Origin of the sequence: Streptomyces sp. NPDC001508, from assembly GCF_040298665.1 — a bacterium.
In the GTDB taxonomy this organism is placed as follows: Bacteria; Actinomycetota; Actinomycetes; order Streptomycetales; family Streptomycetaceae; genus Streptomyces.
The window spans coordinates 1-22,546 of record NZ_JBEPAP010000071.1; the positions used below are offsets into that span (position 1 = coordinate 1).

The 22,546-nt window shown below is 66.1% G+C and carries 18 protein-coding genes and 3 pseudogenes; 9 read left to right on the forward strand and 12 right to left on the reverse strand.

Annotated features, from left to right (window positions below; all coding sequences use genetic code 11):
* The 7 genes and pseudogenes from ABT245_RS38745 to ABT245_RS38775 all read right to left on the reverse strand — a co-directional run.
* Positions 1-429: pseudogene (locus tag ABT245_RS38745) on the reverse strand (hypothetical protein); the annotation flags it as partial.
* Positions 419-1,714: a glutamine synthetase family protein gene (locus tag ABT245_RS38750; protein ID WP_351743609.1), complete on the reverse strand. Its 1,296-nt coding sequence runs from the start codon at positions 1,712-1,714 to the stop codon at positions 419-421. The gene ABT245_RS38750 and the pseudogene ABT245_RS38745, both read right to left, overlap by 11 nt.
* Before the next feature lie 127 nt (positions 1,715-1,841).
* A complete protein-coding gene (locus tag ABT245_RS38755; protein WP_351743612.1) occupies positions 1,842-2,522 on the reverse strand; it encodes an aminotransferase class III-fold pyridoxal phosphate-dependent enzyme in 681 nt (226 codons plus the stop codon).
* A gap of 31 nt (positions 2,523-2,553) precedes the next feature.
* Positions 2,554-3,294, reverse strand: a complete 741-nt coding sequence (locus ABT245_RS38760) for an SDR family NAD(P)-dependent oxidoreductase (RefSeq protein WP_351743614.1) — start codon at positions 3,292-3,294, stop codon at positions 2,554-2,556.
* The gene (locus tag ABT245_RS38765) at positions 3,291-4,493 is read right to left on the reverse strand and encodes an aminotransferase-like domain-containing protein (protein ID WP_351743617.1); all 1,203 of its coding nucleotides are present in this window, start codon (positions 4,491-4,493) and stop codon (positions 3,291-3,293) included. The genes ABT245_RS38760 and ABT245_RS38765 overlap by 4 nt, the downstream gene beginning before the upstream one ends.
* A 527-nt stretch (positions 4,494-5,020) precedes the next feature.
* A complete protein-coding gene (locus tag ABT245_RS38770; RefSeq protein ID WP_351743619.1) occupies positions 5,021-5,923 on the reverse strand; it encodes a LysR family transcriptional regulator in 903 nt (300 codons plus the stop codon).
* A 419-nt stretch (positions 5,924-6,342) separates the two neighbouring features.
* Entirely contained in the window at positions 6,343-6,936 is a 594-nt protein-coding gene (locus ABT245_RS38775; protein WP_351743620.1) for a transposase, read from the reverse strand.
* A 121-nt stretch (positions 6,937-7,057) separates the two neighbouring features.
* Between ABT245_RS38775 and ABT245_RS38780 the strand changes: the two genes are divergently transcribed.
* From ABT245_RS38780 to ABT245_RS38795, 4 genes are all read left to right on the forward strand, one after another.
* The gene (locus ABT245_RS38780; protein WP_351743623.1) at positions 7,058-7,333 is read left to right on the forward strand and encodes a hypothetical protein; all 276 of its coding nucleotides are present in this window, start codon (positions 7,058-7,060) and stop codon (positions 7,331-7,333) included.
* A gap of 45 nt (positions 7,334-7,378) precedes the next feature.
* A complete protein-coding gene (locus ABT245_RS38785; RefSeq protein ID WP_351743626.1) occupies positions 7,379-7,804 on the forward strand; it encodes a hypothetical protein in 426 nt (141 codons plus the stop codon).
* A gap of 92 nt (positions 7,805-7,896) precedes the next feature.
* Positions 7,897-9,645, forward strand: coding sequence for a CocE/NonD family hydrolase (locus tag ABT245_RS38790; RefSeq protein WP_351743629.1), 1,749 nt, complete (start codon positions 7,897-7,899; stop codon positions 9,643-9,645).
* Between the two features lie 65 nt (positions 9,646-9,710).
* Positions 9,711-10,502, forward strand: coding sequence for an SDR family NAD(P)-dependent oxidoreductase (locus ABT245_RS38795; RefSeq protein WP_351743631.1), 792 nt, complete (start codon positions 9,711-9,713; stop codon positions 10,500-10,502).
* Positions 10,503-10,779: 277 nt separating this feature from the next.
* On the opposite strand, the gene ABT245_RS38800 is transcribed toward ABT245_RS38795, so the two are convergent.
* The 3 genes and pseudogenes from ABT245_RS38800 to ABT245_RS38810 all read right to left on the reverse strand — a co-directional run.
* The gene (locus ABT245_RS38800; RefSeq protein ID WP_351743633.1) at positions 10,780-11,457 is read right to left on the reverse strand and encodes a response regulator transcription factor; all 678 of its coding nucleotides are present in this window, start codon (positions 11,455-11,457) and stop codon (positions 10,780-10,782) included.
* Between the two features lie 25 nt (positions 11,458-11,482).
* A complete protein-coding gene (locus ABT245_RS38805) occupies positions 11,483-11,959 on the reverse strand; it encodes a sensor histidine kinase (protein ID WP_351743635.1) in 477 nt (158 codons plus the stop codon).
* 7 nt (positions 11,960-11,966) lie between these two features.
* A pseudogene (locus ABT245_RS38810) lies at positions 11,967-12,101 on the reverse strand (histidine kinase); the annotation flags it as partial.
* On the opposite strand from ABT245_RS38810, the gene ABT245_RS38815 reads away from it, so the two are divergent.
* Complete coding sequence (locus tag ABT245_RS38815; protein ID WP_351743637.1) at positions 12,063-12,452, forward strand: hypothetical protein; 390 nt, start codon at positions 12,063-12,065, stop codon at positions 12,450-12,452. The pseudogene ABT245_RS38810 and the gene ABT245_RS38815 sit on opposite strands and share 39 nt — an antisense overlap.
* Before the next feature lie 289 nt (positions 12,453-12,741).
* Here ABT245_RS38815 and ABT245_RS38820 read toward each other — a convergent pair.
* Both ABT245_RS38820 and ABT245_RS38830 read right to left on the reverse strand, forming a co-directional pair.
* Positions 12,742-14,921, reverse strand: a pseudogene (locus ABT245_RS38820) (MMPL family transporter).
* A gap of 525 nt (positions 14,922-15,446) precedes the next feature.
* Complete coding sequence (locus tag ABT245_RS38830; RefSeq protein ID WP_351743640.1) at positions 15,447-15,782, reverse strand: hypothetical protein; 336 nt, start codon at positions 15,780-15,782, stop codon at positions 15,447-15,449.
* A gap of 1,269 nt (positions 15,783-17,051) precedes the next feature.
* Between ABT245_RS38830 and ABT245_RS38835 the strand changes: the two genes are divergently transcribed.
* The 4 genes from ABT245_RS38835 (at position 17,052) to ABT245_RS38850 (ending at position 22,514) form a co-directional block, all read left to right on the forward strand.
* Positions 17,052-17,933 (forward strand): helix-turn-helix domain-containing protein, encoded by an 882-nt coding sequence (locus ABT245_RS38835; protein ID WP_351743643.1) that lies wholly within the window; start codon positions 17,052-17,054, stop codon positions 17,931-17,933.
* 588 nt (positions 17,934-18,521) lie between these two features.
* Positions 18,522-19,379 carry a TauD/TfdA dioxygenase family protein gene (locus tag ABT245_RS38840; RefSeq protein ID WP_351743645.1) on the forward strand — a complete coding sequence of 286 codons (858 nt, stop codon included), beginning with the start codon at positions 18,522-18,524 and terminating at the stop codon, positions 19,377-19,379.
* A gap of 154 nt (positions 19,380-19,533) precedes the next feature.
* Positions 19,534-20,334, forward strand: coding sequence for a TauD/TfdA dioxygenase family protein (locus tag ABT245_RS38845; RefSeq protein WP_351743648.1), 801 nt, complete (start codon positions 19,534-19,536; stop codon positions 20,332-20,334).
* Positions 20,331-22,514, forward strand: a complete 2,184-nt coding sequence (locus ABT245_RS38850) for a carbamoyltransferase family protein (protein ID WP_351743651.1) — start codon at positions 20,331-20,333, stop codon at positions 22,512-22,514. The genes ABT245_RS38845 and ABT245_RS38850 overlap by 4 nt, the downstream gene beginning before the upstream one ends.
* Positions 22,515-22,546 lie beyond the last annotated feature (32 nt).

The window sequence follows — 22,546 nt, forward strand, 5'->3', positions numbered from 1 at the left end:
CCCCTCGTCCCCATGGGGAATTACGTGACCGCGGGGGTGGGGAATTACGTGACGCAGAACCCGCCCCACCTGGGGAATTTCGTGATCGCCCACAGTCTCCACACCTGAGCCGTGCAGCAGGCGCCGGGTGACCTCCGCCTCGCCCAGTTCCTGCCGACGCTCCATATAGTCGTCAGCTGAGGCAAGAGGTGCAAGACCGAGCAGAGGGGCGCACCATCGCCTGATCGCCAGTCCCACCTGGGAGTCGAATTGGGTCATCCAGTCAGGCACCGGCCGATCCGACTCCGACAGCATCCCCTCAAACTGCCGACGGTCCGGCTCATGGCGCAATGTGCCATGCACGTGATGATCGATCAGCGGGATGGCCTCGATACCGGCCGCCAGCTCTTCGGCAAGCCGGCTGTCGTCGTGCGTCTGCTCAGTAGACATCGGCGATCCTCTCGCATCGTGCGGACAGTTCCAGATTGTCTACCTCTGCGGCGTCGGCTCGCCGCACGGCGAGATGCAGGTCAACCAGCTCCGGTGCGAACCACGACCGGGCTACGTCGTCTTCTTGCAACGCATCCAGAGCTGCCTGCGTGGAAGTGGGCAGAAGGGGGACATCGGCGTCGGTCATCGCCTCCGGCCATACACGGGGCGGGGGATAGTTCGCCTCGATTCCCTGCAGCCCGGCGGCGACCAGCGCACCGAGGGCCAGCCAGGGATTGGCGGTGGCGTCCGCTGCCCGGTATTCGAGGTTGAATTGGCGCTCGATGGGCGTCTTGGACAGGGAGGTGGTGGGACAGATACGTACGAGCGCTTCTCTGTTGCGCTCTGCCAGGTAACTTCCCGCCACGCTCCAGCGGTCCGGGGCCAGCCGGATGTAGGAAACGGGCGACGGCGCGGTCCAGGCGGCCACGGCGGAGGAGTGCTGCAGGATGCCGGCCGCGAAACGGGCGCCTACCTCTGACAGTCCGCCGGGACGGTTGGCGTCGTAGAGGACTGGCTCACCGTGTTCGTCGAGCAGGCTGAAGTGGATGTGCACGCCGTTGCCGGTTCCGCTCGGGTCGGTGACGGGAGCGAACGTGACCGGGATACCTCGTCGCCTGGCCAGGTCCCGCACGATCTCGCGCAGCAGTACCGCCCGGTCGGCAGCCTTGAGGGCATCGGTCGGCTTGAGAGTGATCTCGTACTGGCCTGCGCCGTACTCTGGCAGCCAGTTCTCCGGTTCCAGACCTGCTGCAGTCAGCAGGCGGACCAGGTCCGTTCCGAACGGTTCGGCGGCCCTGAGCCGGCCGAAGGTGAAAGGTGCGTCGGATGTCACGCCGGGCAGCATGAATTCATGCTCGAAGGAGGCCGTGAGCGTCAGGCCTGTGCGTTCGTGCAGTCGCTGGAGCACGGACTTCAGTGCACCGCGCGGACAGTAGCGCCACGGTGTCCCGTCCAGTTCTACCTGGTCGGCCAGGTAGAGGCGGATCGCGGGGGCGGCCTCGTCCGCTGGGAGATCAGCGGCGGAGCCGGGGTCCGGCAGCAGGCGCAGGTCGCCTCGAGTGCCGAAGGGATTGCCGGAAAGGATGCCGCCTGAGGAGGTGAGAGCCAGATTGGCCGGCGTCCACCCGACTCCGGTAGTCAGGGCTGAGTCGAGGGGCGTGATCGGCGTGATCGGCAGCGCTTTTCCCCGGGTGATGCCGACCAGATCGTTGGTGGCTATGAAGACGAGGTCCGGTTCTGGCATTCGGTTCTCCAGGAATGGTGAGGGTGATGCTCTCTTGACGTGAATATGTGTGGCCGCTTGCAAGCTGTTGCTGCGCAGGCCGCTTCAGGATGGGCTCGAGTCGAGTGCCGCTGCGGGCCTGGACGGCTCAATTCCGAGTTCGGCATGCAGGGAAGCGCGCATGCGGCGCAGGGCGGCCTTCGCGGACAGGGCGACAACCAGTCCGGACGGCGATGTTCTGCGCGCCCAGGTCGGCGATCGTACGCGCGATGGCGTCGGCGTCGTGCACGGGGACGCGGGCTGTCTCGGGCACGAGCGAGTCGGTGCCGTATCCCTCGCGGTTGAAGTCGAGGCCGGCGATGCTGGTGCCGTAGGCGTGCAGTCCGTGGTAGGCGTGCTCACGGCTGAGGATGATGGTCTTGGTGGGGCGTCCTTCGCGCTGCCAGTGGCGGCGGGCGAGCTTGCAGGCGACGTCGATGGCGTCCGAGCCGCCGGAGTTGAGGATGACTTTGGGATCGTCGATGGGCGACAGACCGGCCAGGCGCTCAGCCAGGGTGAGGGCCTGGTCGTTGGCGAACCTGGCGAAGATGTGGTAGGTCTCCAGCTTCAGCATCTGAGCGTGCGCGGCTTCAGCGAGTGCGGGATGACCATGGCCGATGTTCGCGTGCCACAGACCTGCGGTGCCGTCGAAGAGGCGGCGGCCGTCGGTGGTGTGAAGGTAGGAGCCTTCGCCGCGCTCGATGACCAGCTGCCGTCCCAGGACGGACGGCATGTGGGCCTGGGCGGACCACAGGGCCGGTCCGTCAAGGACGGTCGGGGTAGTAGACATGGTGCGTCCCTTCGTGGGCGATACGTTCAGGTCAGCGAGCGGTGTAGCCGCCGTCGATCGGGAGGCAGGCGCCGGTGATGTAATTCGCTTCCTCCGAGGCCAAGAAGCTGACCGCGGCGGCCACGTCGCCTGGTGCGGCGAGACGTCCGAGAGGGATGTCGGCTACAACATCGCGTTCGGTCTGCTCTGGATCCGCCTGGTCGTTCACCCAGGCGTCGTACAGGGGGGTTCGGGTCATACCGGGTGCCACGGCGTTGACACGAATGTTGCGGTCGGCGAGCTCGACAGCGGCGGCCGTGGTGAGCGCATTGATGGCGCCCTTGGTGGCGCTGTAGATACTCATGGTGGGAACGCCGATGGAGGCCAGGCGGGAGCTGATGTTGATGATGGCGCCGCCGTGGTGCATGCGCTTGGCGCCTTCCTGAAGGACGGCGATGGCAGCGAGGGTATTCACCTCGAAAACCTGCCGGATATCCTTGAGAGGGACGTCGAGCAGGTCGCCGGTGTGATCCTGAGCGGCGTTGTTGACGACGACATCAAGTCGCCCATAGGTGTCTATGGCGGCGTCCGTCAGGGCGGCAGGTGCTCCGTCGGCGGTCAGATCGAGTGCGATGAAAGTGGCGTGAGCACCGAGCTGCGCACGGACCTGCCGGCCACGTTCTTCGTCGCGGCCCGTGATGACGACATTGAAGCCGTCAGCGTGCAGGCGGCGGGCGATGTCATGACCGATACCGGAGGTGGAGCCGGTGACGATGGCGGTGCGGCGGGTCATCGGGCAGCTCCGATCGCGTCGACAGCACGCTTGAGCCGGGCGACACCCTCGTCGATGCGCTCAGGCGTGGAGGTGGCGAAGCACAGGCGAAGTGCGTCATGGAAGTTGTCGGCGGTAGAGAAAGCCGGGCCGGGAATGTACGCAACGCCCTCTGCCAACGCGGTTTCGAACAGCGCCTGGGTGTCGACCACCTTGCCAGCGAAGGTCACCCACAAGAAGAACCCACCGTCGGGATCGGTGACACGGACCGCGTCGCCGAAGTGGTGCTGCAGGGCAGTACGCATCGCGTCCTTGCGCTCGCGATAAAGTCCGCGCACACGCTCGAGATGAGGCTGAAGGTGTCCGCCGGCAAGAAAGTCGGTGACGGTCCGCTGGGCGGGCACGCTCGTGCAGGTGTCCATGGCCTGTTTGGCGTTGATGAGCAGGGACTGCAGGCCCGGGTCCGCATCAACCCAGCCGATACGCAGGCCAGGAGCGAGAATCTTGGAGAAGGTCCGCACCGAGAAGATCAAGCGATTGCCAGGGTCCAGCTGGCTCAGCGCGGGGATCGGGCGGTTCTCGAAGCGCAGCAAGCCGTAAGGGTCGTCGTCGATGATGACCGAACCCCACTGGCCGGCGAGGTCAAGAAGCAGCTCGCGGCGTCGCTGCGACAGGGTGACACCAGAAGGGTTCTGGAAGTTCGGGATGGTGTAGATCGCCTTGGGCGTTCGGCCGGCCTGTGCGACAAGGTCCGGCAGAGCCTCCACAACCAGCCCGTTGTCGTCCAAAGGCGCCTCGATCAGTTGGGCGCCGTACGACAGAGCGGTCGCATTGCCATTGGTGTAGGTAGGGCCTTCAACGATGACGAGGTCACCGGGATCGACGAAGAGCTTGCAGGCCAGATCGAGGCCCTGCATGCCGCCGGTGGTCACCGTGATCCGGTCGGCCGTGGTGGCGATGCCATGGTCGGTCTGGAGCTTGATGATCTGCTCGACGAGGTCGGGCTCGCCTTCGGTGGAGCCATAGCTGTACTTGCCGGGAACCGAGTGCGCGGAGTAGCGGTCGAGGAGCTCCACAGGCATGAGGTCATCGCTGGGGGCGCCCATGGCGAAGCGGACGATGTCGTGGGTCTGGCGTGCAAGCAGAGACGTCGAGGAGTCGATGATCGACCCGATGAGGTCGGATGCCCGATGGGCAAGGGGAAGCTGGCCCTGCGCCATGGTGTCCTCCGTTCAGGGTTGTTGCGCCTCACGGTAGGTTCGACCACGCTTCAGGAAAAGCGACGATTAGTTACCATGGAATGTAAGTACAACTGACAGGTCGGGCCGGCTTGCGAGCGCCGGCCCTGGACGCGCCGCCGCCCCTCGGCCGACCACAGCACGATCCGTGCGCGAAGCGCCACGACAGTCGGCACATCCCGCGAACCCGCCAACTTCCGCAACTCGGCCATCTGTTCAGGGGAGAGATCCAGACCGGAATGAAGGATCACAGACGCCCCGGATTCCCTAAAAAGAATCACAAGACACTAGTTGTCGACGGGACGGAAGAGTGACTCGGGATGCTGTTTTGTCGCTGGGGCTGTGGCGAACGCAGAACTTCCTTGCGGCATCCGGGCATCAGCGCGGCGTAGTTGCCGCTTCGGTATTTCCTGATCCACCGGTTCGGCCTTAACCGTGCCGGACAACACCCTGATACGGCGATTCGTGAACTGCCCCCTCGCCAGTCGCCGGCGGCGGGGACCCGGCAATCAGGGACTGGCTGTGGACAGTGTTGCCATGACCTCGCGGAGGACAGCCTGACAGGCGAGAATCACTGGTCGCCCCTGGCTTCCTTGCCGCGAGATGGCGTGGATTCCACGCGTCAAATCGTCACTGAACACCGTACTTGTGCGCAGATCATTGCTGGTTTCTTTCACGACCAGGCCAGGCAGAAATGCGGCAGCCAGGCCAGCCTCGACCATCCGCAGATGAAACAACAAGTCCGCGGACTGGTAGCGCACTTTGGGCTCAAAACCCATCTCGCGACACAGTCGCTGAGCCCAAGCGAAAGAAGCTGTGCCGCTGGGCTCCATCACCCAGGAGACCTCACCAAGATCGGCCACGCTGTCGGTGGTCCCGCCTGCCGGCAGGTATACGCGTACGGGATCGCTGCACAGCAGTTCTGCGTGCAGAGCCGACCCCACCGAGAGGGGGATGCTCGGATACTCATCGGCCACCAGCAAATCGACTCGGTTCCCAGCCAGACGTGCCAGCCCCTCCTCTGGCTCGAACTGCTCAACCTCGACATCCAGCTCGGGATACAGCTGTCGCAGCCTGAGCAGCGCTTCAGGCATCACGGTCCGTATCACGGTGCTGAACGCGGCAATTCTGACAGAGCCACGGACCTCCGCGTGCGCTGAGGCCAGGTCCGACTCGGCACGCTCCAGAATGGTCAGTACCGCCTCGGTGTGCCGGACCAGTTGCTCAGCGGCGTCTGTGAGGCGCACGCCACGTCCTGACCGTTCCAGCAGGACGACACCTGTCTCCTTTTCCAGCAGGCCCATCTGCTGGGAGATTGCCGAATGACTGTAGGAGAGGTTGCGTGCCGCAGCGCTCATGCTGCCTCGGGTCTTGATCTCTCGAAGCAGCATGAGGCGATGCAAGTCCAACATGGTTGCCTCCCGGCTCTCGCCGCCTGCGGCGCACACCCCGCCGGCGGACGGTTGCGAGCAGGATAGCCAGGTCTGCTCCCGCCAAGCGGGACCAGATCATCGATGCCTTGGCTGCTCCGGACGATGAGACGTGCAAGGGGCACGGACGGTGAGGGCTCAGCTCAGGGCACAGCGACTGCGGCGTGCGGTCCCGCATCAACTCTTGATGCGTACAAATGTACTATTTTAGCGCACACGTGTACTCGTTTTGCTCACGAGACGGCCTGCCGCAAGAAAGGCGAAGCCTCTTCGTGAGGAGCCTGCGTGGGCGGTCGTGATGTTCCGCTGCTTCTCGGGCGGAGCCGCACAGCAGGCGAGCGGCGAGCGACCTGCCTCGACTGCCGTGACCGTCATCTGCCATGACCATGCCGTCGAGGTGATCAGCCACGTGGTTGGGCGGACCGTCTGTGCCTTGGGCCTGTCGGGTGCGGGTTTACCGCTGGCCCGGATCTGCTGGAGGTGCCGGCGCACAGTCCGCTCACTGCCGGTGAAGCCGAGTTCGGCGATCTCCGCGTGCAGCCGTGCTGCGTCCGTGCATCCCTCGTTGCAACGCCGGTGGAGATAGGGCGAGTGGGCATGGCCTCGGCGTAGGCACTGGCCCGGTCCCGGCAGACGATCTCCGCTCTGGGGTGTGCGCGGAGCCATGCGGTGAGGGTGGCCGCGGTGCGGCCGGGCAGGACCTCGACGCGTTCTCCGGTCTCCATGGCCAAGATGATCGTTCCGTAGACGTGCCCCTTCTTCAGGGCGAGATCATCGACGCCCAGCACAGGCGGTGCTGTGCCGACATGCTTGTCCGGAAGCCTGTGTACGAGCCTGAGCAGGGAGTTCGCACTCGTCGGGATGGACAGGTGCGCGGCCGGCCGGGCGCCCGGACGTTCAGCAAGCGCCAGCGCGGTCTGCTCCAGCGAGCAGCGCAGCAGCGGTGTGCGTCGCGCGAACCGCTCGGTCAGCCCGTCCACCTGCTCGACGAACATGGCGGCACCTCCTGGTTCGCCTCGGCTTGATCGGCGAGCGCTTTGGGGGAGAGCCGGGGAATTGCAAGCTCAGTCTGTCTGAGAGGTTGATTCTCCGATACTGGGAAGCTAGTTTCCGACCATGGATCAGCTCCTGGTCTTCTCAGTGAGTGCTGCCGCCGGCTCTGCTTTGCTCGGCAACGGACTCGTGCGCCCCGGCACCATGGCTGGCGACTTCAACGTCGGCACAACCAGAATGCTCGCGACCTTCGCATGCCGGCAGCTTGCCGTCGTCCGGGACTGCCCGGTGCCGGTGGCCCTCTCCGTTTCTTCGGCCGTCCGGCGTCGCGCGGGGCGCCTGACCACGTCCGTGACGGCCACAGATGCACCCGGAATCAGGGCTTCCGAAGCCGCATAGAACGGAGTCAGCATGTTTCGCGTGTCAAGACCCGCAGCATTACGCATGCCCAAAGCGCCGGCGGCCTTCGACCGCCTGCGAGCCAAGGTGATCATGGTTGTCGCCCTGTGCCTGCCCGCCAGCCTCTGCCTGACCACCTCTGCGAACGCGGTGGCAGGGACGAGCAGTGGCGCCCCGGACTGGTGGTCGTACACTCGACCTGCGACGTACCAGCAGGTCGTCAGTCACATCGGTGTACCGATGCGGGACGGCACCCTCATCGGCTGCGACCTCTCCCTGCCCGGAACCTCATCCACGGATCCCGCTCCCGGCCACTTCCCGTCCATCCTCAGCAACTTCACGCCGTACTACGCGATTCGCGACACCTTCGACAGCGGCACGGCCGCGATGTTCGCGACCCATGGCTACGCGGTACAGAACCGCAGCTCCCCGAGACCAACTGCGACCAGCACAAGGCGGAGTCCGTGCTGATGGCCCACCAGCGCACCGACCACGCTGCGAGACACGACGGCTGGAGCACACCCCCGGACACCGGCATGAGTTCAGTGCGACGAGGAGAAGCAGTGACCTACACAGTCGACAAGAACGTGATGGTCCCCATGAGGGACGGCGTGACGCTGGCGACGGACCTGTACTTGCCCGACAGCGGACCCGCGCCGGCGCTGCTTGTGAGATTGCCCTACGGCAAGGACATGCTCGTCACGTTCGGCCAGCCGCTGCTGCCAAGCCCGCTGGCGTTCGTCGAGGCCGGCTACGCCGTGGTGTGGCAGGACTGCCGTGGCACATGGGGGTCGGACGGTACTTTCCGCCTTCAGGTCGATGACGCGGCCGATGGCGTCGACACCGTGCAGTGGATCCGTCAGCAGCCTTGGTGCGACGGAAAAGTAGGGTCCTATGGTGCGTCATACCTCGGCATGACCCAGTGGTCGACAGCGTCACAACACCCTGACGGCCTGAATGCCATTGCGCCCACGACCGCCCCCATCGACTTCCATCACACTCGGTACAGCCGGGGCGGCGCGATGTTCTGGCACACCACCCTCACGTGGAGCGCGAGCATGACCCAACTGCTCGCTTTGAGGTCCCTCCAACGGGGTGCGGGAGATTCGGCCGCCCTCATCCAGGCAGCAGACCTGGTTGCCGACCCTCAGCCTCATCTGCTCAAGCTGCCGGTCGGCGACCAGCCGCTCCTCAACGAACTCTCGCCGTGGTGGAGGGAGTCTTTGGCACACCCCGTGCAAGACACCTACTGGGCCGAGGTCTCCCCGAGCGAACGGATCACCGACATCACCACCCCGGCCCTGCACGTCGGGGGCTGGTTCGACTTCTTCGTGCCCGAGACAACCAAGGCTTTCATCCGCATGCGCGCCGAAGCCGCTAGCCCCGCGGCCAGGCAGAACCAGCGGCTCATCATCGGCCCGTGGGACCACCGCAACCAGGAAGGCTTCTACCGTGACCGGGCCTTCGGCCTGCGCGCGAACGCCTTGGCGGCAGATATCACTGGCGCTCACCTGCGGTTCTTCAACCACCATCTGCGCGGTGACACGGCCGCCGACGCGGGCGACGCTCCTGTACGGATCTTCGTGATGGGCATCGACCGATGGCGCGACGAACCGGACTGGCCACTGCCCGATACCCGTTACGTCGACTACTTCCTCAAGAGTTCGGGCCACGCCAATACTTCCTCAGGCGACGGCGTTCTCAGCCTCGACGCACCCGCTAGCGAGGGCGTAGACACTTACCGCTACAACCCTGTTGACCCCGTGCCCAGCATCGGTGGCCGGAGCCTCCCGCCTGGTGGCGTCGCCGGAGCCGCACTCAACGCCGGACCTCTCGACCAGAGTTCCGTCGAGATCCGCGAGGACGTTCTGTGTTTCACCACGCATGTCTTTGGCGAGCCACTCGAAGTGACAGGAGAAGTGTCTCTGGTCCTGCACGTGTCTTCCTCCGCACGCGACACAGACTTCACCGCCAAACTTCTCGACGTGTTTCCCGACGGCCGAGCCCTTTACCTCACCGACGGCATCCTACGCGCCCGCTATCGCGCTTCTCTCACCGCGCCAGATCTCCTCGAACCTGACCAGAGCCATGAGCTGACAGTCGACCTCGGTCCTACCGCCAACGTCTTCCTCCCCGGCCACCGCATCCGCCTGGAGATCTCCAGCAGCAACTTTCCTCACTACGACCGCAATACCAACACCGGCGGCGACATCACCCATGGCTCCGACGAACCCCGCATCGCCGTCAACCGGATCTTCCACGGTCCTCAGCATCCCAGCCGACTCATCCTCCCGGTCATCCAGCGCTCGTGACGAGGTGACTGCATCTGCGGCTCACCGTCTGCCACCTGTCGGCACTCCTACCTAAGGATCACACTATGCAGCTCACAGGGCGTTCCGCCGTCATCGCCGGAGGCGCGGGCGGGCTCGGCGGCGCAACCGTCCGCCGACTCAAGGCACAGGGGGTCGGCGTCGTCATACTGGACCCGGACAGCGACAGAGCCGCCGCGCTCGTGGCCGAACTGGGTGATCGGGTAGCTGTCGTCGCCGGCGACTCCAACGACGACGATGCCGTGACCGCCGCCATTTCCGTCGCTCAGTCGCTCGGCGTGTTCTCCATCGCGGTCAGCGCCACCGGGGTGATCATTCCCAGCCTGCGGCTCGTGAACGAGGACGGGTCGGTAATGGAGAAAGAAATTCTGCGCGCGAACTTCGAACTGCATGTACTCGGCCCCTTCAACCTTGCCCGGCTTTCGGCGGCGGCATTCGCTGCCAACATTCCAGATGACGACGGACAGCGCGGCGTGATCGTGCAGACCGCCTCCATCAGCGCCTTCGACGGCCAGGCCACCATGGTCCCCTACGCTGCGGCCAAGGGCGCGGTCGTCGGGATGATACTGCCCATGGCACGCGACCTTGCACCGATGGGTGTCCGGGTCTGTGCCATCGCGCCGGGCGCCATCGCCACGCCCCGTCTGTCCTCTCCCCGGGCCCAACAGATTCTCATGGGGGACATCGTTTTCCCGAAACGGTTGGGAAAATCGGAGGAATACGCTTTGCTCGCCGAGGCGATCATTCGCAACCCCTACCTGAACGCGGAAGTAATCCGCCTTGACGGTGCTGCACGTCTGTCCCCGGAGTTCGCCGCACGGTCAGGAGAGAATTCATGAACACGCACAGCGGCAAGGTCGAGCGTTATCAGCGCATCCTCGCCGAAGAGCTGTAACCGGTGGATGCCGTGGGCAGCGAAAAACGCGCAGGCCAGCCCGCCGTACGCGGCGGCACCCGCCCTGAGCGGCAGGCGCGGGGTCCCCTGCCAAGCCGTATCGAGGACCCGCCCTCCCGATTTCCGCCGGTCGCCGGGGCTGGTGTGCCGTCTCGGTGGGGTACTCGGGCTGGTCAAGGCGGAGATCGGTAGGCAGGAGCGACACCGGGGGCGAGCCGGGTTCAGGGCTGTGTTTCTCCGGCGCGGACCAGGCCGCTCTCGTAGGCGATGACGACGAGTTGGGCGCGGTCTCGTGCGCCGAGTTTGGCCATGGCACGGTTTGTGCGGGTCTTGACGGTGACGGGTGTGACGAAGAGCCGTTCGGCGATCTCGGTGTTGGACAGGCCGGTGGCCACGAGGGTCATCACCTCGCGTTCCCGGGGGGTGAGAGTGACCAGGCGGCCGGAGTCGGCGAGTACACCCGGGGACGGCTGAGCGAGGAACCGGGCGATCAGCTTCTTGGTCGCGACAGGAGAGAGCAGCGCCTCGTCCGCCGCGACGAGCCGGACGGCGTCGAGGAGTTGGGCGGGTTCGATGCCCTTACCGAGGAAGCCGCTCGCGCCCGCCCGGAGCGCCTCGACGACGAACTCGTCGACCTCGAAGGTGGTGAGGACGAGCACCTTCACTCCGGCCAGGTCCTCGTCCTGCCCGATCAGCCGGGTGGCCTCGATGCCGTCGACGCCGGGCATGCGGATGTCCATCACCACGACGTCGGCCCGCTCCGACCGGGCCAGTCGTACGGCTTCGTGGCCGTCGGACGCCTCGGCGACGACCTCCATGTCGGGTTGCGCGTCGATGAGCAGCCGGAAGGTGCCGCGCAGCAGGGCCTGGTCGTCGGCGAGCAGAACACGGATCGTCATGGGCGGCGGTTTCCTCACGGGTGGGTCAGACGGTGGTGGAGACGAGGGTGAGCGGCAGTTCGGCGCTGACTAGGAAGCCGCCCTCGGGGCGCGGACCGGCGGTGACGGTTCCTCCGATGGCGGTGGCGCGCTCGCGCATGCCGATGAGGCCGTGGCCGGTACCAGGTCCCTTCGCGGTGTGCGGCGGACCGTCGTCCGTGACGGTGACGCGCAGGGTTGTCGCGCCGTAGTCCAGGGTCACTTCGGCGTGCGCCCCGGAGGCGTGTTTGTGGGTGTTGGTGAGGGCTTCCTGGATGATGCGGTAGGCCGTCAGTTCGGTGGAGGGCGCCAGCGGCCGACGTACGCCCGTGCGGGCCACCGTCACGGACGTACCGCTGCCGCGCACGCTGCTGATCAGGGTGTCCAGGTCGGCCAGTGCGGGGGATGGGGGCCCGGGAGTCGGGCGCGTCGTCGGGCTGGCGCAGCAGGCCGACGGTGGCCCGCAGTTCGTCAAGGGCGGCACGGCTGTTGTCCTTGATGTGGGCCAGGGCCTCGTACGCCCGGTCGGGGTCGGTGCGCATGAGGTGGTGGGCCACCCCCGCCTGGGCGTTGACCAGGGTGATGTGGTGGGCGACGACGTCGTGGAGTTCGCGGGCGATACGCACACGTTCCTCGGTGACCCGGCGCCGGGCCTCCTCCTCCCGGGTCCGCTCGGCGCTCTCCGCGCGTGCCTCGACCCGGGCGAGGTGCCGGCGGCGGCTGCGGACGGCGTCACCCAGGGCGGTGGCCGCGATCGCGAAGTCGAACCGCAGCAGGCTGGTGCCCACGAGGAGCGGATCCTGATGAGCGGCGGCGTAGACCCCGGTGATCGCGACGGAGGCGGTGACACCGGTGATCCAGGCGGTACGCCGGCTGCCGCGGGTGGCGAGCGTGTACAGGGCGACGAGGCTCGCGGCCGGAGTCGAGGCGTGGCCGGGGGCCAGGGGCCATGGCGGTCAGATCGACGGCCAGAGTGAGCACGACGACCAGCAGCGGCCGGCGGCTGCGAAACACCAGGAGGACGCAGGCCAGCGCCGTCCAGGCCACGCCCGCCAGCCGCGGGGCGTGCCAGCCGGTACTTCCCGCGGCCGTGCCGACCAGGGCGATGACGATCAGCACCACCGCGGGGACCGCGTCCCTGATCCGTTCATGACGGGCCAGCCATCGCCTCATCACTGTCACCTGCATACCCTCAATGTACGGAGCGCGGGCCGATGACCGGCCGGGTCCGCTCCGGCCTGTCACCGACCCGCGTGTGCGTCGCTCTCAGTCGGTCAGTCCGGCGGGCTGCGGCTCGGGCTCCGGGTGCTGCGGCCGGGGCGGCCCGTCCGACGGCCCCTCCACGGACACCTGCGGCAGTGCCTTGTCCAGCCGGCGCGGCAGCCACCAGCTCGCCCGCCCGCACAGGTGCATGAGCGCCGGGACGACGACCATCCGGATCAGCAGCGCATCCAGGGCTACGGCGACAGCGAGGCTCACGCCGAACTCGGAGATCACCCGCGAGCCGCCGAAGACGAAGGAGCCGAAGACGCAGAACATGATGGTGGCGGCGACCGCTATCACCTTCCCGGTCTCGGCCTGGCCGACCCGCACGGCCCGTCGGCTGCCGCCGGTGTGGGCCCACTCCTCGCGCATCCGGCTGACCAGGAAGACCTGGTAGTCCATGGAGAGGCCGAACATGATGCCGACGACCAGGATCGGTACGAACGACTCGATCGGTCCGGCGGAGCCGAGCCCGAGGAGCGAGGCGCCGTAGCCGTACTGGAAGACGACGACGATCGCGCCGAAGGCGACCCCGATGCTCAGGATGTTCAGTACGGCACTCACGGCGGGGATGAGCAGGCTGCGGAAGGCGACGGTCAGCAGCACGAAGCCGAGGGCGGCGATCAGCAGGAGGAACAGGGGGAGTTTGCCCATCAGGACCGAGGCGAAGTCGTCGTTGCTGGCGGTGACGCCACCGACGTAGACCTTCATCGAGGTGCCCTGCTCCGCCTGCGGGATCACATCGGAGCGCAGGTGGTCGATCAGGTCGGAGGTGGCCGCGGACTGCGGGGAGGTCGTCGGGACGACGGAGATCACCCCGACCGTCTGCCCCTGCTTCATAGGCGCGGCGCTCACACTGGCGACGCCGTCGACCTGCCGGAGGCCGGTGACCAGCTTCGCCTCGGCCGCCCGGTCGGCGGCGGCGGGGGCCTGGACGGCGAGGACGAGCGGACCGTTGAAGCCGGGCCCGAAACCGTCCGCAATCATGTCGTACGCCCGGCGGTTGGTCGAGGTCGTGGGCAGGTTGCCGTCGTCGGAGGCGCCGAGGCGCAGTGACAGGGTCGGCAGCGCGAGCGCCGCCAGCACGGCGAGCGCGACCAGGCCGAAGGCCCTGGGACGAGCCTGCACCCGTGCGGCCCACCGGCCCCACCAGCCGGTCCCGCTCGCGTCGCCGACGGGTGCGCGGCGTTCCCTGCGGCTGAGGACCCGGGGCCCGATCATGCCGAGCAGCGCCGGCAGGAGGGTGATGGCCGCCAGCACGGTCAGCACGACGGTGAGGGCCGCGCCGATGGCCATGCCGTTGATGACGCCGACGTTCAAGGTGAGCATGCCGAGCAGCGCGACGACGACGGTCAGCCCGGCGAACACGACGGCCCGGCCGGAGGTGTTGAGGGCCTTGGCGATCGACTCGGCCGTGCCCATGCCCGCCTTCAGGTTGGCGCGGTGCCGGTTGACGATGAACAGGGCGTAGTCGATGCCCACGCCCAGACCGATCAGCGAGCCGAGGGTCAGCGTCGTGCTGGACAGCGAGATGACATGGCTGAGCAGGAGCACCGCGATCGCGGAGAGGCCGACGCCGACGATCGCCGTGACGATGGGCAGTACCGCCACCCACACCGCCCGGAAGACGAACAGCAGCACGACGAAGGCGAGCACGACACCCATGGCGTCGGCGACCGAATTCGTCGACGGGTTGACAGTGAACGCCTGCCCGTTCAGCGCGATGTGCAGGCGCGCCGACTCCGGGGCGCTCGCGAGGTCCCTGACGTGCTCGATCTGAGCGTCGGCCGCGCCGCGGTCGAACGCGACCGTGGCGTAGGCCGTCCTGCCGTCCTTGCTGATCTGCGCCTGGCCGACGGACGTGTACGGGCTGTCACGGTGGCGACGCCCGGCGCGTCGGCGATACGCCCCAGCGCGTCGGTCATCGCCCGCTCGGCCGCGGGTTCGGTGACCTTGCCGTCCTTGAGCTGCCAGACCACCCGGCCGTTCTCGCCCGCCGCGCCGTTCGAGGCATGTTGCAACAGGGCCGAGGCCTTGGCCGAGTCGGTGTTCTGCGAGGTCGAGTTGGAGCTGAAGGCGCTGCCGGCCACACCGGCCGCGGCTGCCAGCCCGATCAACAGGCCCACCCAGACCAGGACGACGGCGAGCCGGTGCCGGTGGCACCAGTGGGCGAGAGGGGACATCGACGAGCCTTTCCAGGGATACGCCATGTGATCGGGCCGCCGATTCCGGCCCACTCTCACGTTCGCATTCGTGGGATCTCTCGTCGTTGGGCGTTCGCAGACACTTCCCTCTACTGCGATCGCAGTAGAGGGGGAACTCCTCTCGACGTGCTGCTACGGGGTCCTGAAACGTGCGCCGGTGGAAACCGGTCGGGTTCTCGGCCAAAGGGCGGGGCGGCTCGGCCGCGAACGGCATGACGACGTTTGTGTCGTGCGGTCCGTCCTCGTCGCGGAACGGCGCCCGCATGGCCCACAGCCCGAACACCTGGATCGTTCGCCGTGGTCCGCGCTCCACCCGGCCGACGGACGGCGGGAGCCGGGAGACGCTGGAGCGGCCTTCGCCGACGGGTGTTGCCGCCGATCCGGCCGCTGCGTTCGCCGACCACGGCGACGACGACATCGGCGTCCGCGACGGCCGCGCACAGCGAGCAAGCCTCGGCCTCGCCGTCCCGCCCGTCGAAGGAGCCGAACGGCACGTGGCCGTCGTCACGTCGAGTTCCCGTGCCACGGCGAGCACCGTGGGCGCGACGGGGTGCAGGGCGCGGGCCAACTCCTCGAAGAGCGGCTGGAGTCGGGCCAGGAAGTGGTCACGATGTCGGTCGCGGCGAAACGGGCCGGGTCGACACCGGGCACCTGCGCGATGCGTACGGCACTGATCGCGGCCGGCATCTCGTCGGCCGCGACCGACGTGTACAGGCCGAAGCGGATACGAATCTCGTCGCAGCCCGGGCCGGTCACGAGAACCCGGGTGCGGCCCAGGCCGAGGAAGAGGGTGCCGTCGTTGTGCAGCAGCACCAGCACCATGCCGCGTTCGGCGAGCACCTGCCGGGTCCGGGCCGGCCCGGCGTGGTCTCCGGACGAACGGGGTGCCGAGCCGCGCCGCCAGTCCGGGATCCTCGCCGTACGTCTCGTGCCCCCGGCCCCAGCGTGGGTCTCGGCTGAGGCCCAGTACAGGGGGCGGCAAGGCGGAGTGCGTCCTCATGCAGTGCACACTCCAGCTGAGTGGCGTCCCGTAGGTGTGCCCGGGGCTGTGACGCGGCGTCGCTGATGAGTGCGTGGATCTGCTCCGGCTCGGGTGCAGGCGCGGGAGGAGTTGCGGGAGCCGGAAGGCCGGGCACTGGTTCATCGGTCAGGTCGAGTGTGTAGGTGGGCAGCAGGGGCGGTTCGGCACATTTGCGGTACCACGCACATGCGTGGTGGGCAGGGATGTGAACCTTTCCGCCAGGCGTCGTGCGGGTGGTGGTGACCAGCTGGTCCGTGCCAGTGGCGGGGCGGCGTGGGGTGTTCGGGGAGTCCGCGCAGCGTGGCGAAGTCGGTGGGGCAGTGGCCAGGCGTGCGGCGACGGCGTGGGTGAGGGCGGCGATGCGGCGGCACGGTGAGCTTCCACAGTCGTAGCTGAAGGTGACCTTTGCGGGCGCGGGCTGGATGGGGACGCCGCCGGTGTGGTCCGGGTTCGTCAGACATTCGGTACCCCGACGGCCTCCGCCCCGACGGGCCCGCCGGTGGAGCCTCCCGCAACGACGACCGCTGGGCCGTCGACCGCGGCATGACCGCCGGCTACACCAAGAAGAACGGCAGATGGGTCTGGCAACACAGACCCCGCTCAAGGACGAGGCATCACGCCAGAAGTACGCCGCATACCGCGCCAGCCCCAGCACCTACACGGTCCCTACCACTGCGATGCAAAGGAAGCAGCCCGAGCCAAGGCCCAGGCCCTTGCGCGAGCCAAGGCAGCGAAAGCCAGGGCCGAAGCCGAACGCCGCAAGAAAGACGGCATCTTCGGCAACATCATGAAGGGTCACTTCAGCGACGCTTGGCAGAACCTCGCAAGCGGTGGGCCGGCGGTACTGCCGGGAGTGCGGTGATCCGGTACCGTCGACGATGGCGGTGAAAGCGATGTTCTGCTCTGGTCCGTGCAGGTCACGGCATTGGTGGAAGCTTGAACAGGCCCGGGACTCTTTCGGACACCGTACCCGCGCGGGACGGTGTGGCCCTAGAGCGATTTTCATGCTCTCCTGTATGTTCCACTAGGCGACGATCCCTTAGCGAGGTAGCCGAATGGTCAGGGAAATAGAGAGCCCGTACGCTTGGATGAGTCCGCGCGATGGAGACTTAATCAAGACGGTCCTGCTCAACGCAGCCGAAGGATCGGCGCGGCGGCTGCGCGTTCTGGAATGGGGTTCGGGGCAAAGTACCTTGTCTTTTGCTCAAATTCTGGCCGCGCACGACCTTCCCTTTCAGTGGCTCGCCCTTGAATACGATCGCGAGTACTTCGACACTTTTTTGGCGCCCGCCCTGCTTTATCGGGCCGACACCATCCTGCGCTACCCAGACGACGACAGGAGCCTGCACGGACCGGTCGGAGACGGACGCGCTCATATCGAAGCGGTGTGCTGGAACCGAACCGCACTGCGCCCATCGGAGCGATCGGCGGACCGTGAGGCAGATCTCGATGACTACGTGAATTACCCCGCCGCAACCGGCCGCGATTTCGACGTAGTTCTCGTGGACGGGCGCAAGCGGCGCCGCTGCCTACTGGCGGCTGCGGACTTCATGGAGACCGACACGGTTGTCATGCTGCACGATGCCCGGCACCCGCACTATCACCCCCCGCTGGCCCGATACCCGGCCTCTCGATTCATCGGCGACGACCTGTGGGTCGGGGCACGCATCGCCGCTCGACTCGATGACGTGCTGGCCGAGAGAGCGGCGATGCCTGCCACCCTCGGGTACCGGTGGCATCTGCGCAGGGTGATGGCCGGGCGGAAGATGTTCGAGACCACCGAGTTGGCGCCGCTGTTGGCCGAGCGGGGCGTCATGTTGTCCCGTGAGCAGGTCCATCGGCTGTTCACCGGCGTCCCGGAACGGCTCAACCCCAACCTCCTGGTGGCGCTGTGCGACATCTTGGACTGCCAGGTCGGGGACCTGATCGAGCCGGCGCGGCAGGCGCATGACGATGGCGGTACCCGGTAGTTGGCTCGACGACCACTGTCGTCGAACGGCACCGGGGCCCTGGACGAACCGCAGGTAGTTCTCCAGCCGCCGGTGGATCCGGGCGGACAGGGCGTGGTGCTCGGCGAGCAGGGCGTTGGCGTGTTCGTCGATGGCCGGCTGCGCCGTAGCCTTGGTGGCCCAGGGCCCGTCGGTGCCGCTTGCGGTGACCGAGACACAGCAGTATCCCGATCGTGTCCATGGCCAGGGTCCCGCGCCGTGAGAGCACCGTCACCGAACAGTCCAGCCCCCATGCGAGCGTGCCCTCGACCCTAAATCCGGACTCGTCGAACCCGGCGACTTTTACGGGGGAGATCCGCGCGCACCAGCCCTGGTATCTCGCCCAGTTCCGCTGCCCGGGTGGCCAGGGAGGTGAGCGTGCCCGGGGCGTCGACGCGCCGAAGAACTCGCCCATGATCCCCGGCGATGCCGGCCTTGGCCAGGAACTGCCGGTGCCACCGAGTGACCGTTGACAACGGTTCGCACAATCGGCTTCTCTACCTTCACCAGTTCGCCACGTTAACTGGTCTCAGTACGACATTGGTCCGGCCAACGGCGTAAGGAGAAAACGTGTCGCTGAAATTTGCGTCCCTCCGCGGAGAATTTGTGGTGGAGGTTACAGGGGGGACCGGTAAATTTCTGGCCGACCGCGACGGAGATGCCATCAAAGAGGCGCTCACCACCTACTCGGTCGTCGTCATCCGAGGTCTGGAGTTGATCCCGGCGGAACAGGTGGCGCTGACCCGGCTGCTCGGGAAACCCGAGGTGGTCACAGACCTGCGCAACCATCACCCCGAAAGCCGGGACATCTTGGTGGTCAATAATTCGAGCGCCACCCCCGTGGTCGGAAACCGGTGCTGGCACTCGGACCGATCCTTCTTGCCCGAACCGACGCGCTACACGATGTTGCGAGCGGAAGTTGTTCCGCCGCAAGGTGGGGACACTCTGTTCGCCGACATGGTGGACGCTTATGCGCAGTCCCCGGCATCCTGGAAGGAATCGCTGTCCGACGCGGTCGGCGTGCACTCCTACGACAAGATTGCCCAGCTGCGCTCAGAGATCCACCGCAAGCCCATCGAAGAGGGTTACGAGAAGCTGTATCCGCCGGTACGCCATCCTGTGGTGCGGGCCCATCCGGAAACCGGTACTCCCGCGCTCTATCTGAGCGACTTGTGCCTGACCCGCATCGAATCCGCGAACGGGAGCCCCGTCGTTCCGCTGGACAAACTCCACACGTATGCCACCGAGGACCGGTTCGTCTACCGGCATCGCTGGCATGTGGGAGACGTCGTGATCTGGGACAACGCCAGGGTGATGCACCGGGCGGACCTGCGGCTGTGGAAGCTGCCGCGCGTCCTGCACCGCACCACCACAGCAAGCCCTCCGCCCCGCCCGGCCGCCGGGTATGTGCCGGACAGAACCCTCTGATCACCTCGCCGTGGCGAGCCCGGGCCACCAGTGCCGAGGAGGGCCGGCCTGACGCCTCGCCTTGAGGCCCGGCAGCGGTGTCAGCGCGCATGCCCCCAGTGGTGCCATCCAGAGAGGATGCCGAATGACGGTCCTACCAGATTCCCCTGGCTTTGTGACAGAACTCTCGGCTGATGACGACAGACGGTACGACCCCAAAGCGCTTCTGACGTTGTTGCGGACCTTCGCAGTAGTTGTTCTGCGGGGGATGACGCTGACTCCAGTCGAGCAGGTCGAGTTGACGCGCGGCCTGGGCGAACCACAGGTGGATCCGGACACATACAACAGGCACCCGGACCATCCCGAACTCTTTGTCGTGGACAACTCCGGTGACACACCGGTGGTCGGAAACAACCACTGGCACACCGATGGCTCATTTTTACGCCAGCCCGTCAGGTACACCATGCTGAAGGCGGTTTCGCTGCCGCAGTCAGGCGGCGACACCTTGTACGCCGACTTGCAGACCGCATACGAAAAGATGCCCCCGCAGTGGCGAGATGCCCTCGCCGGCGCGACGGGCTTGCACACCTATGATCGCATTGCGGCCGAGCGAGCCGACGCTCATAACAACCCGGCAGTGCTGGCAGCCAGTTCAACACACGCACCGGTCCGTCACCCGATCATCAGAGCGCACCCCGATACCGGGGCCCCCGTTCTCTTCGTGAACGACCTCTGCCTTGCTCGGATCGAGTCTGACGACGGAGCCCCCGTTGCACTGAGCGTGGCGGACCTGATCGCTCACGCCACCCAAGATCATTTTGTGTACCGCCATCAATGGGCGTCCGGTGACGTGGTGGTCTGGGACAACGCCAGAGCGCTCCATCGATCGGATTTCACTGCTCCACTGGCCCGGGTGCTGCATCGCACGACCACTGAGGGCGACATTCCCTCCGGATACGAGGTGGGTGCCAAATGATTGTTCTGGGAACCAAGCCGGGCCAGCATGACGCTTGCTTCGCACTGATACGGGACGGAGAGCCTCTCTTCGTTTACGAGGTAGAGCGTTTCAATCGGGTCAAGCGCGCGACCTCCACCGATCTCTCGGTGTTGTTCGAAGGGCTCGCGGAGTACTCGATATCACCTGCTGATGTAGACCTTGTCACAAACTGCATGGACCCCGGCGAACTGGGGAAACGTAAGGCGCAGATGTCGGAATACATCACTCCCGACAAAGTCGGCGGTATACATCGCTTTCTCGACTGGCATCTTCCGTCGTGGTACTTGCTGCTGCGCGAGGGAGGCTTTCCGGTCAGCCGGATCGTAAACATTCGCCACCATCTGTGTCATGTATCCGGCGTCTACTACTCGGGGCCCAGTAATGACGCGGCACTCCTCAGCGTCGATGGCAGCGGCGAGGCGGAGACCTCGATGCTCGCGCACGGTCGAGACGGCCGTATCTCCATCCTCGGGACCACTCCACACCCGCACTCGCTCGGGCATCTCTATCAAGGTGTCACGATCTGGCTCGGGTGGGGATACGGCGAGGAAGGGAAGACGATGGCCCTTGCAGCCTATGGTGACCCTCAACGTTTCAGGCGGCAGTTGGACTCGTTCATTCATGTTGACGACGAGGGCCAGTTTCGCTACCTCCCGGCCCTTCAACCTGGAACACTTCGGTATGCGTCGACGGAAATCGGGCGCATCGTCCTGCCACAGCTGGTCGGGCCAGGTCGGCGGGACGGCGAGGAAATATCGCAGTCGCACCGGGACGTTGCGGCGGCCGTCCAGGCGATATGCGAAGAGATCATGCTGAAGCGGGCAAGGTTTCTCAAACGAGAAACCGGCTCGAAGACTCTCCTTCTCGCGGGCGGCGTGGGTCTCAACTCGGTGACCAACGGAATCCTTGCGGCCGAAAGCGGATTTGACGACGTCATCGCTTATCCGCAGGCAAGCGATGCGGGGACCGCGCTCGGCGGAGCACTGTACGCGTATCACAACATCGGCGCACCCGAGCAGCCCCGCCGGTGGCACATGACGCATGCGTACTGGGGACGGAGCATCGACCTGGAAAACCTGGACGCAGCGAGCAAGACGTACCAGGTACGTGGCAGGCAGTCAGATGACATTGCCGCGGACGCGGCTGAAACGCTGGCCGCCGGCCATGTCATGGGATGGGTGCAAGGCAGGTCTGAAATCGGACCGAGGGCGCTCGGGAATCGCTCGATCCTGGCAAACCCCCTCGTGCCCGGCATCAAAGACAAGGTCAATGGCGTCAAGCGCCGAGAGCCGTGGCGCCCCTTCGCGCCGTCCGTCCTCCGAGAGGACATATGCACCTACTTCGAGGCCGACGGCGATCTGCCCTACATGACGATGGTCGCACGCATCAGGGATGAGTGGCGTCGGCCTCTTGACTCGATCGGTCACATCGATGGCACGGCGCGTGTTCAAACGGTGACGGAGGAGAGTAATCCTCTCTTCTATCGATTACTGCAGGAGTTCAAGAGCCGGACCGGAATCGGGATGCTCTTGAACACCTCACTCAATGGCCGGGGCGAGCCACTCGTCCAGACATGCGAGCAGGCACTTCGGCTCTATGTGAATTCTGCCCTCGATGCGATCGTCATCGGGGACCGGCTGTTCACCGATAAGACAGACGCACTCGTCGGGCAGAGTCTCATTCCCTACGTGTGGAACATTCGGAAGTTGCCCCGGACACGGCTCTTGGTTGTGCCGGGCGAGCTGCCGGCAAGTAAGAGTGAGCTGCTCTTCAATATCGTGCAGGACAATCCGGAAGCGCGTGTGGCTGTATCTGACGGCTCGGCAGTGGCGGAGGCCATTTCAGCCGCCGGTCAGGAATGGATCGTATCGGTCCCGGTGCTTGAGCCTGGCGATATTGCATCCTCGTACGATGCGGTGGCTTTCTACGTGCCGTTTCCTGGCGACAAGTGTGTCTTCGAGGAGGAGATATATTATTCGCCGCTTGCTGTGCTGTCGCGGCAAATCATGGAGGAAGCGGGCATCTCCGTATATTGGATTGACTCGCGAGGTGATGTCAATTCCATGCGGGATTCCCTGTACGTACACCACGACGAAACTCCTGCACTGGCGATACCATCCGCCTACCAGCGGTTCTGGACGCCCGCCGAGCGACCCTGAGCGGACGGAGCCGGCGGAAACCGGCCTGCTAT